Raw genomic sequence first — 15,924 nt, 5'->3', positions numbered from 1 at the left:
GAGTCGGGGGGAGTCGGGGGCTTACTTGCGGGGCTCGTCCCGAAGGACCCGGGCCCCGTCTCTGACGGCTTGGAGGGCCGCTCTGGCGTGCCGGGGCGAGGCGCCCGCCAACCCGCAGGTGGGCGTGGTGACCACCGTTTGGGAGAGCAGTTCGGGGCCGAACCCCAACCGGTTCCAGAGCTCGCGTACGGGGTCGACGTTACGCGCGGGGTCCGACATTTCAGGGCCGTCCACCGAGGGCACGACGCCGAACATGAAACCCACGTCGTCCTCCACGGCGGTGCCGATCATCTCGTCGTGGGCGCGGTCGATCAGGTGCGCGTCCAGACCGATCGCGCGGGCCCCGCTGCGTCGCAACAGGTCGATGGGGACCGACGGGGCGCAGCAGTGCACGGCCGGTACCGCGCCCGCGTCGGTGAGCGCGGCGAACAGGGTGCGCAGCGTCGTTTCCACCCGTACCCGGTCCACGGCGGGCAGGAGCCCGTAACCGCTGGCGGTGGGCAGTGAACCCACCAGCACGGCGGGCAGCGAGGGCTCGTCGACCTGCACGACGATCCGGGCGCCGGGCACGCGGGTGCGCACGTCGGCGAGGTGGGCGAGTACGCCCTCCAGGTGCGATTCGGCCAGGTCGCGTCCGGCGCCGGGGTCGGAGACCATCCGCTGACCGTTGCGCAGCTCCATCGACGCCGCCATCGTCCACGGCCCCGCCACCTGGATCTTCAGCGGACCCTCGTAGGCGTGGGCGTGGTCGGTGAGGGCGTCCAGGTCATAGGACAGGAAGCTGCCGGCGCGGACCAGGTCCCGGCCGGGGGTGTCGGCCACCCGCCATCCGGTGGGCCGTACCTCCACGGGCAGGTCCACGAGGAGTCCGGCGGTGCGGCCGATCATGTCGGCGCCGGCTCCCCGATCGGGAAGTTCGGGCAGGTGCGGTAGGTCCGGGAGTTCGCCGAGAACGGTGCGCATGGCCTCGTCGGGGTCCTCGCCGGGCCAGGATCCGACACCGGTGGCGGACGCGGCGGGCCAGGGGTAGGGGTGCTGTTGACTCACGTTGCCCAAGGTTAGAGCAACGCGGCCTCAGCGCAGGGTGAGCACGGGGCCGTCGGGGGTGATCTCCAGCGCGCAGGCGGTGAGGTCGTCGACGATCGCGGCGGCCCCCAGGCCCTCCAGGTCGGCGGCGTCGTGGGAGGTGGCCACGGCCAGAACGGTGGCGCCGGAGGCCACACCGGCGAGGATGCCCGCGGGCGCGTCCTCGATGACCAGGCAGCGTTCGGGGGCGTACCCGAGCGCGGCGGCGGCCTTCAGGTAGCCCTGGGGGTCGGGTTTGCCGACGCTGACGTCCCCCGCCGCCACCAGGACCTCGGGGACGGGCAGCCCGGCGGCGACCAGGCGCTCGCACATCAGACGGCGCCCTCCGGAGGTGACGGCCGCCCAGCGGTCGGCGGGCATGGCCTTGAGGAGTTCACCGGTGGCGGGCAGGGCTTGCACCGCGTCCACGCCGTCGAGTTCGAGTTCTTCGAGTTCGTCGGCGGCGGCCTCGATCCGGTCAGCGGGCAGGAACATGGCGATGGTGTCCTCCGAGCGTCGCCCGTGGGAGACCCGCAGGACCGCTTCGGGGTCGACGCCGTGGGCTTCGGCCCACACGCGCCAGGTGTGCTCCACCACCGGCGTGGAGTCCACGAGCGTGCCGTCGATGTCGAACAGGATCGCGTCCGTCGAGATGCGCATGGCACCACCGTAAAGGGTCGGTGGCGGTGTGGGCGGGGAGTCCACGATCGAACACGGTCAGGTGGCCTCGGCGGGCGACCTCTCACCGTCGGTGGCGGTCTCGTCGTCCTGGGCGCCCTTGTGGCGCTTACGGCGGTTGCGCAGCACCAGCACGGTGACGGCCACCACGGCCGCGACCACGACGCCCACGGCGGTCCACGGGGAGTTGAGGAACAGCGCCAACCACCCGCCGACCAGGCCGGAGATCACGGTGCCCCACAGTCCGGCCCAGATCAGTCCGCCGACGAACGTCGCGGCGATGTAGACGGGAAAGCGCATGCGCACGGCGCCCGAGGCGAAGTGGATGGCGGTCTGCATGCCCACGGTGAGGAAGCTGAGCGTGACCACGGGCGCGCCGTAGCGGTCGATGCGCGCCTTGGCCGCGTCCAGCTTGGGGCCCAGGCGTTCGCCGACCCGGCCCCGGTTGACCCCGGCGCCCACGCCCCGACCGAGCAGGTGGGTGGCGGGGGCGCGCAGCATGATCACCACGAGCAGGGTGACGTAGACCACCCAGAAGGGCTGCCCCTCAAGGAACGCGAACTGCGGCATGGAACGACCCCTTCTGACCTTGACCCCATCAACTTTGCATTGCCTTACCTAAGTTCGGCAAGTGGCCAAGGTCGAAAAAACTGCGTTGTTCCTCCCACATCACCCGATCGGCGAGCTATGGCCCAGGGTTTCCGATTCGACGATCCGATCCCACTGTCCCGTTCGCTCCCGACCGGTCCGACCGGTCCGACCGGGTCCCGTAGGGCTCACCGTTCAGGCGATGGAGTCCTCCAGGCGCGAGGTGGTGGCGATGGTCGCCGACCCCAGCACCGCGTCGCCGTCGTAGACCACCACGGCCTGCCCGGAGGCCACACCCTTGGCGGACTCGGCCAACCGGACCACGAGCTCGGGGCCCTCGTCGGCGTCGCGCTGCCACACCGTCGCCGGGTACACCTCGCCGTGCGCCCGAAGCTGCACGTGGCACTCGGTCGGCTCGGTCAACGGCCCGCTACCGCTCCAGACGGGCTTGCGCCCCACGATCCCGTCCACCCGCAGCGACTCGCGCGGGCCCACCGTCACCGTGTTGTTCACCGGCTCGATGGACAGCACGTACCGGGGGTTGGGCGCCCCGCCAAGCCCTAGCCCCTTGCGCTGGCCGATGGTGAAGCCGTGAGACCCCTGGTGGGTGCCGACCACGTTGCCGTCCTCGTCCCGGATCGGCCCCGGCTTCTCCCCCAGGCGCTTGTTGAGGAACCCGGCGGTGTCGCCGTCGGCGATGAAGCAGATGTCGTGGCTGTCGGGCTTGTCCGCCACCGACAGGCCGCGCCGCTCCGCCTCGGCGCGCACCTCGTCCTTGGTGCAGTCGCCCAGCGGGAACATCGCGTGCTCCAGCTGCTCGGCGTCGAGCACGCCCAACACGTACGACTGGTCCTTGGCCTCGTCCACGCTGCGCACCAGCCGACCATCGAGCTTGCGCACGTGGTGGCCGGTCACCACCACGTCGAAGCCGAGCGCGATCGCGCGGTCCAGCACCGCCTCGAACTTGATCTTCTCGTTGCAACGCAGACACGGGTTGGGCGTGTTGCCCGCCTCGTACTCGGCGACGAAGTCCTGGACCACCTCGCGGTCGAACTCCTCCGACATGTCCCACACGTAGAAGGGGATGCCGATGACGTCCGCGGCGCGGCGGGCGTCGTGGGAGTCCTCCACCGTGCAACAGCCTCGGGCGCCGGTGCGGTAGGACTGTGGGTTCTTGGAAAGGGCCAGGTGGACGCCGGTGACGTCGTACCCCGCCTCGGCCACGCGAGCCGCGGCGACGGCGGAGTCGACACCCCCGGACATGGCGGCCAGTACACGCAAAGTCATAGTGCCTTCCAGGGTATGCGCCCGAGAGCGGTCGGGGTACTCACCGGGGGCGGGCGGAGGTACTCGCCGGGTTCTGCGAAAATCAACACATGGCTCTGTTCCGTCGTCGTCGCTCCAACGACTCCACCGACTCCTCCGCCTCGGCCGACACCGCCGCCGTGGTCGCCTTCTGGGACGCTTGGCCGTCCCTGCGTCCGGCCTTGGTCGAGTCCGTGGACTCCGACACGCCCGTCGCCCCGGAAACGTCCGAGAAGGTCTCCGATCTGGTCCGGGCGATCCATCCGGACCTGGACTGGGAGATCGGCAAGGCACCGGAGCCGCAGGCCGGCGGCCTCGACGACATGGATCTGTCGACCGACATCGACCCCGCCAAGCTCCTGGAACAGCTCGCCGCTCTCGACGACCCCTCCAGGCTCACCGACGCGCCCACCTACGCGGTGACGCTGCGTCCCGGGGCCTCCGAGGACGCTCGTGTTCTGTCCGAGCGCTGGTCCCGTTCGGCGCCCGACGACGCCGAGTGGACGTTCCGCCCGGTGCGTCCCGCCGACCACGACCAGCTCACCTCCACGGTGACCTGGGACGACCACGAACTCGACCTGTCCCACGTGTCCGTGTCCATGCGCGTGGACCAGGCCAACGGCCGGATCGACGTGGGCGTCTACCACCCCGACAACATGTTCCTCTCGACCGAGACCCGTCGAACACTCGCCGAGCACGTCACCCTGCTCGCCCTGGGCGAGGACCAGGTGGTGCGCTGGGTGGGCCGGGTCGAGCCCTTGGACGAGCGTCCCCTGGACCCGCTTCCGCCCACGTCCATGCCCTCCGTCGCCAAGCAGATGGGCGACCTGCTCGGCGGAACCGATGGTTGGGTGACCCTGCACGGACGGCTGCCCTTGCAGGGCGCCGTGGAGATTGTGCTCCGCCACCCGGTGACCCGCCGCGAATACCCGGCGCTGTCGCTGTTCGTGCAGGTACTGGTGCCCTACACCGACGCCGACCCCGACCGTCTGCCCAAGGACTCCTCCGCCACCGCCCTCGCCGACCTGGAGGCGCAGCTCTCGCGGATCCTCGGCGACGACGGTGCCCTGTTCATGCAGCAGTCCGGGTCGGGCCAACGGATGTACATCTACTACCTCGACCCGGAATCCGGTGTGCTGCCCGAGTTCGAGACCGCGCTGATGGACTGGACCGAGGGGAAGATCCAACTGCGCACGCAACTCGACCCGAAATGGTCCCAGTTCGACCTGGCCCGGCGGCCCTACGTGCGCAAACTGGGTCGTTGAGGTCCTGAACGGCGGGGTGCGGCGGATCGAGGTCGCATCCCCCGTTCGACCACTGGTGATCAAACGCCGACAGGCGTAACGTGGCCCTCCCGCCGGGAGGATGGGTTCGATGGATGGTGTGCCGCCGCGTGCGCCCACTGGCCGACCTCGCATCGCCGTGGTCGTCGCGATCCTCGCCTTGTGCCTGGTGGCGGCCCCGATGATGTCGCTGTTCCCGATCGGGGTCTGGAACACCTCCCACGCCCTGCTCCTGAGTGGTGCGGGGACGTGGGCCATCCTGCTCGCCCCGGTCGCCGTCGGTGGCATCCTCCTCATGTGGCTGTTGGCCAGGTGCTGGCTGGTGGCTTCGGGGGTCGACCACGCCACGTCGACGGCCGCCTTGGTCGTGGGCACCGCCATGGCCGTTCCGGTGGTGCTGTCCCTGATGGCGCCCTCGTTCTCGCCCCTGCCGGGTGATGTCGCGCTGAACTCGGCCGTGGTGACCGCGCTGGTGACCACCGTCGCGATGGGCGCGTGCGTGCTCGCCCACCGAGTCCCGGTCCCCTGGCGGCCGGGGGTGCTGCCGGGCGTGGCCGTGACGGTGGCGGCCCTGCTGGTACTGCCCCTGGCCTCCGAACTCATGCGCGACCGGCAATCCGACCAGCGCTCCCGCGCCCACGTCGAGGGCTTCGACGATCGAATCGCGGTGCTCGACCACGAGGAGTGGTCCGCGACCCGCGTGCACGAGGTCCGCGAAGGACTGCGGGTCACCTACGCCCAGGGTGGTGAGGAGGGCGGCGGTGTGCACGTGGTCAGCTGGTCCGAGGAACATGCCGGCCAGGGAGTGCTCGCCGGCTGCGACTTCAGCGATGTGGAGTGCGTGGAGGAGGGGCGGCTGGTCCTGGTGCACCGGGGAGAACCGGTGGTCCCCCACCGCGGCGCCCCTTCGGAGATCCGGATCCGGTTGTCGGAGGACGTGATCGCCGCGGTGCGGCCGATCGGCGCGACCCGAGAGGCGGCCCTGCGCACCGTGGCGGGGTCACTGCGCCTGGAACACCCGGACGAACGAACCGACCTCGCCCAAGCCATCGTGGACGGCTGAGAACCGGTCTGGTGGGTTGGTCGATACCCGGATCACGGTCAGGCCGGTCGCGATCGTGCCGGCGAGTCGATCCCGCGCGGTTCAGGTGTCGGGTTTCGGGTCGGTGGGGCGGGACCTCAGCGCGGCCAGGTCGGCCTGGAAACGGGCCGTCTCCTCCTCGGTGGGCGGGCGTCGGCGTTCGACCTCCAGTGCCTCGGCCGCGCCGGGCGGGTGCTCCCACCGGCCGTCGGCGCCACGCCGGCCGCGGTGGACGGTGGTCCCCTCCCGGTCGGCGACGAACAGGGCATGCACCGCCGGATCGACCTCCAGTCCCCGGGCCACCTCGGGCAGCGCCTCGTACGTGCGGTGGTGTTCCTCCGGGGAGACCCACCGGGCGAGCCCATCGCGATCCACCCCCTCCTGGAACCGTCGGGCCAGGCCCAGCAGGCTGACGGAGTCGTGCACCGCCAGCAGGACCACGCTCACGTGGTAGCCGGCCTCGGCGAAGGGGCGCAAGAGCCCCCGGGCGTCTTCGAGATCGCCGAGCGGGTCGACCACCACCGCGTCGTGGGGGCCGGAACGGATGTGCTCCAGACATCCCCGTTCGATCGTGGGGTCCAGCCCTCTCGCGGCCTCTCCGGCGGCGGCGAAGTGGTCGTCGGCGAAGATCTGCACGAACAACGGATGCGCCTCGGCGTCGTCGGCCCGGTCGTAGACCACGGTGCTCCGGGCGCCCATCCGCTCGCGCAGGACCTCACGCAGGGTGCTCTTTCCGGCGCCCGGCTGCCCGCCGAGGAAGACCACCCGGGGGCGTTCCCCTCGTTCCCGTCGTCGGGTCCGAACCGGGGTGAGGGCGGCCCGACGGCGACTCCGCACCAGCTCCTGTTCGCGTTCGGTGAGGGTTCGCCCGGGGCGACGGCGCAGCAGCGAGGACAGCTCGTCGGCCAACTCTGGATACTCGCGCAGCACGGTGTCCCGGTCATGGTCGCCGAGCAGGTGGGCGCGGCGTTCCACGTCCAGGTAGAACAGGACGCCCTGTTCGTAGTCGGCCTGTTCGGGTGATCCGTCCTCGGCGGTGGCCGCGAGCTGTTGGTAGAGCGCGCGGACGAGCCGGATGGAACCGCGCAGGCGTTCCTGGCGTTCCCCGTGAACGGTCATCCGACTTTCTTACTCCGATGTGCGCGGTGGGTTCCAGAGCCCCGGCGCGTCTCGGCGTGGCCAGGTGCGGTCAGTGACTCTCCGCGACCGGAGCGTCGCGTCGGCGCTACCATCGCCCACCATGTGGACGGTCCTGTTTTTGGTGAATCCCCCGACCATCGCGCTCGCCTTGGTGCTGGGACTGGCCGGGGCGTTGTTCCTGGCGTGGCGGCGCCCGGCGATGCGGGCGGTGACGCTGTGTCTGGCGGCCCTGTACGTGCTGATCCTGGCCGCCCCCTTGAGCAGCTTGGGCACGATCGGTGAGTCGGAGCGGTACGTGGTCTGGGACCCGCTGGTGTCCTTCCAGGACATCGGCGGTGTGGAACGGTCCGAAAACTTCGGAGTGATGCTCGACGACGGCCGCGTGATCCGCTATTCGCCGACGGAGCCGACGGTGGCCGAGCGGGCCGAAACAGCCGAGATGGAGGCTCCGAACGCGGAGGTGCTCCACGTCCACGAAGGCTCGGACGGCGCCTTGGTGGTCACCGACACCGAGGGTGCGCCGGTGGATCCGGGGTCGGAATCGGAGCAGACGGCCGTGGAGACCATCGGCCAGGAACTGGAGTGGATCGCTCAGCAGGCGGAAGAGGGACCGTGGAGCCTCACCGACGGCCTCGCCCTCCAGGAGCGGGTCCTGAACACGCTGTTGTTCGTGCCGATCGGCATCGCCGCGTTCTTCGCCTTCTCCTCGTGGCCCGCCCGACTGCTGTTCGGCCCGGCCCTGTCCCTGACGATCGAATCGACCCAGTGGGCCCTGGCCTCCGGCCGGTCGGTCGACACCGGTGATCTCCTCGTCAACGGCGTGGGTTCGCTCGTCGGCACCCTCGTCTCCCTGATGTCGGTCGCGATCGCCGGACTCTTCGATCGCCGTTCCCGGACTCGACCCCCGACCCTCGCGGAACACGACCGCCCCTGACCGCGCGCCGGGACGGCACTGGGATCGCTCCCGCGCACCGCTTCCCTCTCCCCATCTCTCTCGCACGGTTTCGGTCACGTTTCGAGCACACCGACTCGTCGACCTGGGATGACAAAAACGATGGGATTGACTCCCCTCTGTGATGGGAACTGGATCGACCGAAACCCCTTAACCCTGGGAAGGGTGTGGCTGTTGGCTCCCGGACACGGCGACAAGGGCGGGCCCGTCCCCGTCCCCGAACTGGTCGCGCACTTCCACCGGCGAAAACACCGTCCGCCGCTCGACGAGGACCAAGTACTCACGGGACCGGCCGGTGTGGGCAAGACCCAGCTGGCCGCGCATCACGCCCGCGCACTGATGGCCGACCGCCCCGACACCCTGGTGGTGTGGGCCGACGCCACCGATCGGGAGGGCGTGGTCTTCGCCTACGCCCACGCGGCCCGCCGGGTCCTCGACCGCTGTCCCCACGACCCCGAACTCGCCGCCGGCCGGTTCCTGTCGTGGCTGTACGACCCGCCGCACGGCGTGGATCCCCGCTGGTTGGTGGTGTGGGACCACCTCACCGACCCCCGCGGCTTCGAGGACCTGTGGCCGCCGCTCGGTCACCGGCCCCACACCGAAGGCCAGGCTCAAGGTCGGGAGAAGGGCCGGATGCTCGTCACCACCCGGCTGCCCACGGAACTCTTCGAACCGCCGGGGCGGCAGCCGGTCGAGGTGGACCCCTTCACGCCGACCGAGGCCCGCGCGTACCTGCGCTCGGCCCTGACCGAGGCCGGTGTGGCCCACTCCCCCGCCGAACTCGACACCCTCGCCGCGGCCCTCGACCACCACCCGCTCTCCCTGGGCCAGGCCGTCGCGTACATGGCGGACCGCCGCACCGCTTGTTCGGACTACCTGGAGCTGCTCGGCGACTCACGCGATGCCCGGGAACCCGCGCTCGACCGCGCCGACCGTCACCGACCGATCGGGGTGGCCCGCCCCCTCATGGGCCTGATCTCGCTCCTCGGTCCCCTGGCCACGCCCGAGCAGGTGCTGGTGTCCCGCCCGTTCCGCAAACACCTGGGGCGCCGCACCTACCCGCCGAGGCGCCTCGCCGAGCACGAGGTCCGGTTGGCGCTGGCGTCCCTGGAACGCCTGCACCTGATCACCCGCGACACCCCGCTGGTGATCGCCGCCCACGACCACCCGCGTACCCGACCCACCATGGAGAGCGTGCGCACCGCCGCCGACGGCCTCATGTTGGTCTGGCCGGACACCTGTCGGGGCGCGTCCTTGGAGTGGCGGCTGCTGTCGAGCACCGACGCGCTGCGTTCCCACGCCCCCGCCGGTTCGTTGTGGGACGTGGACCCGCACCCGCTGCTGTTCCACACTCGGGCCCCCGCGTGGGCGGGCGCGGCGGAGGGTCCGCTCCCCTACCGGGAGATGTTCGTGGAGGGTTCCTACCGAGAGCTGGAGGAATCCTACGAGCGGTACCTGCTGTCGGAGGGCCCCGAAGGACCGACCACCCTGCGCGTGCGGCATTCTCTGGCCTACCTGCGCGCCTGGGCCGGTGACACCACCGGGGCGATGGTGCGGTTCCGGCACCTGCTGCACGACCTGCACCGGTGGCAGGGCGCGGATCGGGTGGAGGCGTTCAGTACCCGGGGGAACCTGTCCCTGTGCCGGGCCGAGACCGGCGATCTTGCCGGGGCGGTCACCGATGCCCGGCGGCTTCTGGAGAACCAGCGCGAGTACCTGGGCCCCGATCATCCGAACACGCTCACCACACTGCACAACCTCGCTCACTGGCGGGGCCGCGCGGGTGACGCTCGCGGCGCCGTCGAGGAACTGCGCCACTTGGTGCCGACCCGGGCCGAGGTGTTCGGCGCCGATCATCCCGCCACGTTGCACTGTCGGCACGATCTGGCGTTCTGGCGGGCACGCGCCGGTGAGACCGAAGGGGCGGTGCGGGCCCTGGAGGAGTTGCTGCGGGACCGGGGACGGGTGCTCGGCCCACGGCACCCGGACACCTTGACCACGAGGCGGCGGGTGGAACGTCTACGCCGCGAGGCCCGGGTCAAGGCGGAGGTGACACCGAACGGTGGCGCGGGTTCGGAGGACAGCGGGGCCCGCGCCTCACTGGCCGGAGGTAATGGAGGGAGTCACGAACTCGATCCCAACGACGAACCCACGGGTCCGCAAGCCGTCGACCGCCTCCGGGGCTGACCCCGGCCCGGCCGGACCCGGATGGTCTTGCTCGTAGCGCCATGTCGGGCGTCCACATGGGCGCTGCGAGCAAGCTCATCGCGCTGGGGAGCGGCGGCAGAGGTGGGTGGGACGGTGCTCGGGGGTCACTCCTTGGGTGGTTCGTCCTGGGCGGTGAGCTGGGCGGCCTCGACCTGGTCGGCTTCGGTGACCACCCGGCGCAGGGCCGGCACCGCCAGAGCCAGGGAGACCAGCACCAGCGCGCCCGAGGCGATGGGGACGTAGTAGAGCTCCACCCGCCCGAGGAGGCCGGCCAGGAGCGCCGCGACCGGACCGAAGGCGGTGCCGGACACCTGCACGAACGACATCACCCGTCCCAACTGGCGCCCGGGAACGATCAGCTGGATGGCGCCGAGCATCACGATGTTGGACGCGGTGATCACGAACCCCAGTACGACCCACGCCACCACGGCCGCGTAGGCGTTCGGGGCCAGCCCGAAGCCGAGGAAGCACAGGCCGGAGACGGTGAAGAACACCAGTTCCAGGCGGAACCGCCCCAGCCTGGCGACCATGAACCCGACGGTGGCCGCGCCCAGGAGCGCGCCCACCGCGGACGATCCGAGGAACGCGCCGTACAGGGCCGCCGGCACCCCGAAGTGGTTCTGCGCGATCAGCACCATGACCGCGTTCAGCGCGGTGAAGGCGGCGTTGAGCGCCAGGTTGAACAGCAGGATCGGGCCGAGGGAGCTTCCTCGGAAGACGAACGCGAAGCCCTCGCGCAGGTCGGCCATGGCCGAGGGTCGTTCGGCGACGGTGGTGGTGTCGGTCGGGTCGGTCTGGTCGGTGTCGTGCCCGGGTGCGCGACGCACGGCCAGGGGCAGGCCGAGCAGGACCAGGGCGCCGAGGACGTACGCGCCGGCGTTGGCGGCGATGGGCACGAACGCCATGATCGCGAACAGGAACCCGGCGAGCGGTCCGCCCGCGAAATCCTGGGTGACGGTTCGTCCGCCTTCGATCCGCCCGTTGGCCCGGTCGATGGTTCCGGCGGGGGCGAGGTTGGGCATGAGCGCCCTGCCGGCCAGGTCGTAGAAGACCTCGCAGGTCATGACGGTGAACATGACCGCGTACAGCACCCAGATGCCGGCGTGGCCGGTGGCGATGAGAACGGCCAAGGCGACGAGCGCGACCGACCGGGCCAGGTTGGTGCCGATCATCAGTCGTACCCGGTCGATCCGGTCGACGATCACCCCGGCGGCCAACCCGAACAGCAGGAAGGGCAGGAAGCGGGCAGCGATCAGCCCGGACACCAGGAGCGGGTCGTCGGTGAACAACGCCGCGACCAGCGGCAGGGCGATGGCCATCATGCCGTCGCCGAGGTTGCTGGCCAGGCTCCCGAGCCAGAACCGGTTGAAGTCCCGACCGAGACCGGGTTTGCGAGTGGCCTTCTGCAAGGGGGGTGGCCTTTCCGAGGGGGATGCGGATGCGCGGCCGTGCGGCCGGCTTCATGCTGCCCGGCGCAGGCCGCTACCCGGTCAAGCCCCGCTCACGGCTCGGCCACCGTTGCCTGCCGCCGGTGATGGTGGTGGTGTCAGGGGCGGCGGGTGGACAGGACACAGAATTCGTTGCCCTCGGGGTCGTGCAGGACGACCCAGCTGAACTCGCTCTGCCCGTCGTCGGCCCGGCGGGCGCCCAGGTCGACCAAACGGCGGACCTCGTCGGCCTGCTCGCGGTCGGTGGGGTTGACGTCGATGTGCAGTCGGTTCTTGACGGACTTGCCCTCGGGCACGCGCGCGAAGGTCAGCGCCGGAGGCACCGGGCCGGACCGGGTCTCGTCCGCCACGGCCGTGGCCGGGCCGATGGCGACGAACGCGCCCTCGTCCTCCATGCCCAGCACCTCGTAGTCCAGGACCGCGCACCAGAAGCGGGCGAGGGTCTCCGGCTCCGCGCAGTCGATCGCGAGCTCGGTGAACTTGGCGGCCATGTCGGAACCTCCGGGAGGGCTTACGCGAACGGGATCGAGCGGCGGTGACGCCTACTCGTCCGACATCCAAACACACGAGGCGTCCGTGGTCCCATCGCTTTTCCAGTACTCGGGCCGGAGGAAGGGCCCAGAGCCGCCAAGAACCCGCGGGAAATCGGGCACCCAGAGGGAGTGTCCGACAACTCGTGCTCGGAGAGATCCGAGTCGATCAGGGCCTCAGCGCCAGGACTCTAACCCAGCCTTCGCTCGATCTCGTCGAATTTTTCCTGCAACCAATCAGGAGTGAATTCAGGGCTCCTCGGAAACAATTTCCCCTCTCTGCGATATTCGCCAATTCCCGGTTCAATCGAGAAAGGAGGTGGGTTGTCGTAGTCAAACGATGACCTGAACTTGCCTTCAGATCGGATTGCCAAATCCCAAGAGAACCAGGTTCCCTGATTTTCCTTGTACATGCCCGCACGAAGGGTCTTGGTGTTCACGACGATTTCAACAGGCACGCTGACGTTGACTATTTCACCACTTGCATCCTCTGATCGCAACTGCGAAATCGAGTACGCCCCAACAGCCATAATAAAATAACTCGCGAACTTCCACCCCTCGGGCAACTCATCCGCCAGGGCCGAAGCGATCCCCGAGATCGCCTCTTGTTCCTCAAGAGGGCCCATCCAGCCTTTTCGCAATCCGTACACAACTCTCCCTAGATAAGGTCTGGCAAATTCGGGATCTCGATGCTCTGTTGGACGATCCCATTGATCGAGTACTCAACATGGATCGCACTGGGAGGTGCGTCCAGAATTTTGACCGGCTTGCCGTTCTTTCCTACAATCTCGAAATCTGGAAGGTTGGGATCGTACACCTGGTTCACCCTGGCACGGATGACGGGTGGCGGCGGCCCCTGGTTGTAAGCATGCTCCCACGCATCCACCTGCGCCTGGAAGCGAGGATCATCGCTCCGCTTTGAGATGGCGCCGAAGTCGCCATCAATCAAATCAACCATGGACGTCTCAAAATTCCTGTATGAATTCCCCAGAGACCAATCGTCCTTGGAATGCGTGTTCACATGATCCATCATGGCGACCTGATTGAGTCGCTCGGGAATCCCTCCGAACTCCCCAATTCCCACAACATGCCCACCATGCCAGGTGGTGGCCTCGAACTGTGGCGCACTATTCAGACCCGGATAGTTTCCCGGGTTATTCTTGAAGTCCTCCTCAAGAATTTTATTGTAAGCCTTATAATACTCCTTCGCCGGACCCGTTACAGCCCTTTCCTCCTCTTTGATTCTCGGCGTCGAGTCGCGAGTGAACTCCCCCTCCGAAGACAAGTTTCTGCCGCGCGAATTCGTCTCGTAGACATAAGTCGAGCTCTTGGTCGTAATATGATACTCGGCGTTCGGCCTCGGGTTCATGAACTCCGGATGCCGGTCCGTCGAGTAGTGCGCGTCGACGTGGATTTTCCTGATGTCTCCGTTGTCGTCGGTGACATACCGACCTCTATAATTATTATTACTGTCGTACACCTTGTAGTCGGTGTTGGGGGAGAGGTCCTTCCCATCGCCGAATCTTTCATCCGGTTTCGGCACCAGGCCGGAACCACGTCCCTTCACCGTCTCAGGTTTCAGCTCATGCTCAGGTCGAGTCGGCTTCGCTCCCTCGTTGACCCCCGACCCGGCCGAACCTCGCTCCTCGACAACCCTGGTCTTGCTCCACTCGGCAGACAACGAGCCTTGATGGTGAGGCGGCGTACCACCGGAGCCGCCCTGGCCACCGTTGTTCGTCTGTGTACCACCAGAGGACTGTCCATTGGCTCCGGACCCAGAGGGATCCGCTCCTCCCCCGTGATGGCCAGGCCCGGAGCCGTGCCCCTGAGTGGAGTCCGGGGAACCGTTACCCCTGGGAGACGAACCGCCACCGTCTTGGTTGGTGGCTGTGGGAGCACGGTCGGCCAGGTCGGGACCGCGATCCGTGCGCCCGCCGGCGGGTTCGTTGCCCGGTCTGCCACCGTTCAGGTCGGCGGGTCCATCTCCACTCAGGTCCGAGCGAGTCGGGGGCCGGCTCGGGGTGGCGCTCTCCGAGAGCGAGTCACCACCACGGCCATCCGGACCCACCGGAACACGGGTACCATCGCCCTGAGGACCATCGAGCACCTCACCCGCCGTCCAAGATCCCTCCTCCGAGGACGGGGTGCGCGTGGGATCCGTCTTGGCCGCACGGTCGGCCTCGTCGATCCCCTGCCGGTTCTCGCCGCGGACCTGGTCGCCGAAGGACGCGTTGTCCGGATGGTTCACGATGTCGTCGAAGGGCAAGGTGTCCGACACCCGTGGGTCCTGGGGTGACCCCGGGCCCCCGGCGCCCACTCCCTGTTCGTCCATGACCCGCCGCAGGTCGGCCTCGATCTCGGCGATCTGACTCGGACTGAGCCCCATGGACTCCATGTCCGCCGCGTCCAACCGCACCACCGGCGCGTTCTGGCCACCGACGTCGGCGAGCTCCGGCAACCGGGAAAGGTCCACGTCATCGCCCAGACCACCCCGTCCCGGGGTGCCCATCCCGTCCATGATGGACATCCCGCGCCACAACAGCAGCGGCACCCCCACCACCGCGCCGATGCCCGTCGCGGTGAACGCCAGTCCCACCACCGTCCCGCCGATGTTGAGCGCCGCGGTGCCGAGCATGTAGCCGGGGCGGTCATCCCACTCGGTCCAGGGCACGATCGAGTGGGCGAGTTCCCTCCACGCCTCTCCGGCGGGTTCGCTTCCCGGCCGTGTCAACGAGTTGGTCTCGGCGTCGTAGGCCCCCACCAGGGAGGCCGCAGAGGTGATGTTGTCCCAGTGGTACTCCTTCAGCGAGTCGCCCCAGGACTGGGCCAGCCACCCCTCGGAGGAGTGTGCGCCCACCATCCCGCCGACGCCTTCGATCGCTCCGACACCGAAGTCCATCCCCGCGTCCCAGACGTCCTGGTACCAGAACTTGTCGGCTTGGGCTCCCTCTCCCCACATCGAGGGGATCTCGGTGTTGGCGTTCACCGTGTCGAAGACGAACCCGTTCGCGCCGACGTTGTCCATGACCTCGTCGTCGAACCGGTTGTGGAACCGCGTGCGCCCGTAGATGCCCTCGTTGATGGCGTTGGCGCAGTCGCGTTGTGCCTTCTCGTACCTGGCGATGATCCTCTCGGCGGCGGCTTTGATGTCGTTGTTCTCTTCGACGTTGTCGCTGCGGCCGGTGATGACGTTGTCGGCCTTGTCCCAGTCCGGGTCGTCGATGACGCTCTCGCGGAAGGGCTCCGCGCGCAGTTTCAGGTCGTACCAGCTCGACTTGACCTCACTGAGTTCCTCCGCGAAGTCGAACAGGGCGGTAGCGGCCCGGTCGGTGCCCGACGAGACCTCCTCGCCGTCGGAGGAGACCGGGTCCAGGGCGCTGTAGAGGGTGTCGCTCTCTGGTGCGGTGTAGCAACCGGCGAGACCGCCCCAGGAGGCGACGACGTCGTCACCGGTCTGCTCCATGTCCTCGCCGGCCTTGCGCAGGTCCGAGGCGAGGTCGCCGACGTAGACGTGGTCGGCGGTGGGAATGGGAAAGACCGAGGGATCGATGATGCCGTCGCAGTCCAGCAGGGGGACCGGGGTACCGAAGAGTTCGCCGTCCGAGGCAGGCATCAGGGGGCTCCTGATCGAGGGGGTGGGGGATCT

The 15,924-nt window shown here is 68.9% G+C and carries 13 protein-coding genes; 4 read left to right on the top strand and 9 right to left on the bottom strand.

The window, feature by feature from the left end; genetic code table 11:
* Positions 1-21: 21 nt before the first annotated feature.
* The 4 genes from BQ8420_RS23800 to mnmA all read right to left on the bottom strand — a co-directional run bounded on the left by BQ8420_RS23800 (position 22) and on the right by mnmA (position 3,618).
* A complete protein-coding gene (locus tag BQ8420_RS23800) occupies positions 22-1,056 on the bottom strand; it encodes a methionine synthase (protein WP_200816069.1) in 1,035 nt (344 codons plus the stop codon).
* Between the two features lie 18 nt (positions 1,057-1,074).
* Complete coding sequence (locus BQ8420_RS23795; RefSeq protein ID WP_087101394.1) at positions 1,075-1,725, bottom strand: HAD family hydrolase; 651 nt, start codon at positions 1,723-1,725, stop codon at positions 1,075-1,077.
* 57 nt (positions 1,726-1,782) lie between these two features.
* Positions 1,783-2,313 (bottom strand): DedA family protein, encoded by a 531-nt coding sequence (locus BQ8420_RS23790; RefSeq protein ID WP_087101393.1) that lies wholly within the window; start codon positions 2,311-2,313, stop codon positions 1,783-1,785.
* Between the two features lie 213 nt (positions 2,314-2,526).
* On the bottom strand, positions 2,527-3,618 hold the full coding sequence (gene mnmA, locus BQ8420_RS23785) for a tRNA 2-thiouridine(34) synthase MnmA (protein WP_235006448.1): 1,092 nt from the start codon (positions 3,616-3,618) through the stop codon (positions 2,527-2,529).
* Positions 3,619-3,707: 89 nt separating this feature from the next.
* On the opposite strand from mnmA, the gene BQ8420_RS23780 reads away from it, so the two are divergent.
* Positions 3,708-4,901: a DUF695 domain-containing protein gene (locus tag BQ8420_RS23780; RefSeq protein WP_087101392.1), complete on the top strand. Its 1,194-nt coding sequence runs from the start codon at positions 3,708-3,710 to the stop codon at positions 4,899-4,901.
* 109 nt (positions 4,902-5,010) lie between these two features.
* On the top strand, positions 5,011-5,982 hold the full coding sequence (locus BQ8420_RS23775; RefSeq protein WP_087101391.1) for a hypothetical protein: 972 nt from the start codon (positions 5,011-5,013) through the stop codon (positions 5,980-5,982).
* Between the two features lie 81 nt (positions 5,983-6,063).
* Here BQ8420_RS23775 and BQ8420_RS23770 read toward each other — a convergent pair whose 3' ends face one another.
* Positions 6,064-7,119, bottom strand: coding sequence for a zeta toxin family protein (locus BQ8420_RS23770; protein ID WP_087101390.1), 1,056 nt, complete (start codon positions 7,117-7,119; stop codon positions 6,064-6,066).
* A gap of 142 nt (positions 7,120-7,261) precedes the next feature.
* On the opposite strand from BQ8420_RS23770, the gene BQ8420_RS23765 reads away from it, so the two are divergent.
* Entirely contained in the window at positions 7,262-8,074 is an 813-nt protein-coding gene (locus tag BQ8420_RS23765) for a VanZ family protein (RefSeq protein WP_160049408.1), read from the top strand.
* A gap of 183 nt (positions 8,075-8,257) precedes the next feature.
* Positions 8,258-10,279, top strand: a complete 2,022-nt coding sequence (locus tag BQ8420_RS23760; RefSeq protein WP_369825538.1) for a tetratricopeptide repeat protein — start codon at positions 8,258-8,260, stop codon at positions 10,277-10,279.
* 125 nt (positions 10,280-10,404) lie between these two features.
* On the opposite strand, the gene BQ8420_RS23755 is transcribed toward BQ8420_RS23760, so the two are convergent.
* From BQ8420_RS23755 to BQ8420_RS31595, 4 genes are all read right to left on the bottom strand, one after another.
* Positions 10,405-11,709 carry an MFS transporter gene (locus tag BQ8420_RS23755; RefSeq protein WP_087101387.1) on the bottom strand — a complete coding sequence of 435 codons (1,305 nt, stop codon included), beginning with the start codon at positions 11,707-11,709 and terminating at the stop codon, positions 10,405-10,407.
* Positions 11,710-11,846: 137 nt separating this feature from the next.
* Positions 11,847-12,239 (bottom strand): VOC family protein, encoded by a 393-nt coding sequence (locus BQ8420_RS23750; RefSeq protein ID WP_087101386.1) that lies wholly within the window; start codon positions 12,237-12,239, stop codon positions 11,847-11,849.
* A 230-nt stretch (positions 12,240-12,469) separates the two neighbouring features.
* Entirely contained in the window at positions 12,470-12,928 is a 459-nt protein-coding gene (locus tag BQ8420_RS31600) for a hypothetical protein (RefSeq protein ID WP_143847522.1), read from the bottom strand.
* Positions 12,929-12,936: 8 nt separating this feature from the next.
* A complete protein-coding gene (locus tag BQ8420_RS31595; protein ID WP_160049406.1) occupies positions 12,937-15,891 on the bottom strand; it encodes a hypothetical protein in 2,955 nt (984 codons plus the stop codon).
* Positions 15,892-15,924 lie beyond the last annotated feature (33 nt).

Source organism: Nocardiopsis sp. JB363 (assembly GCF_900143625.1).
Lineage (GTDB): Bacteria > Actinomycetota > Actinomycetes > Streptosporangiales > Streptosporangiaceae > Nocardiopsis.
This window is presented reverse-complemented; position numbering and strand designations above follow the sequence as displayed.

Coding starts and splice junctions, on each gene's coding strand:
- BQ8420_RS31595 (WP_160049406.1), bottom strand. CDS start 15,891: ATGCCTGCCTCGGACGGCGAACTCTTCGGTACCCCGGTCCCCCTGCTG.
- BQ8420_RS23795 (WP_087101394.1), bottom strand. CDS start 1,725: ATGCGCATCTCGACGGACGCGATCCTGTTCGACATCGACGGCACGCTC.
- BQ8420_RS23770 (WP_087101390.1), bottom strand. CDS start 7,119: ATGACCGTTCACGGGGAACGCCAGGAACGCCTGCGCGGTTCCATCCGG.
- BQ8420_RS23780 (WP_087101392.1), top strand. CDS start 3,708: ATGGCTCTGTTCCGTCGTCGTCGCTCCAACGACTCCACCGACTCCTCC.
- BQ8420_RS23750 (WP_087101386.1), bottom strand. CDS start 12,239: ATGGCCGCCAAGTTCACCGAGCTCGCGATCGACTGCGCGGAGCCGGAG.
- BQ8420_RS23775 (WP_087101391.1), top strand. CDS start 5,011: ATGGATGGTGTGCCGCCGCGTGCGCCCACTGGCCGACCTCGCATCGCC.
- BQ8420_RS23790 (WP_087101393.1), bottom strand. CDS start 2,313: ATGCCGCAGTTCGCGTTCCTTGAGGGGCAGCCCTTCTGGGTGGTCTAC.
- mnmA (WP_235006448.1), bottom strand. CDS start 3,618: ATGACTTTGCGTGTACTGGCCGCCATGTCCGGGGGTGTCGACTCCGCC.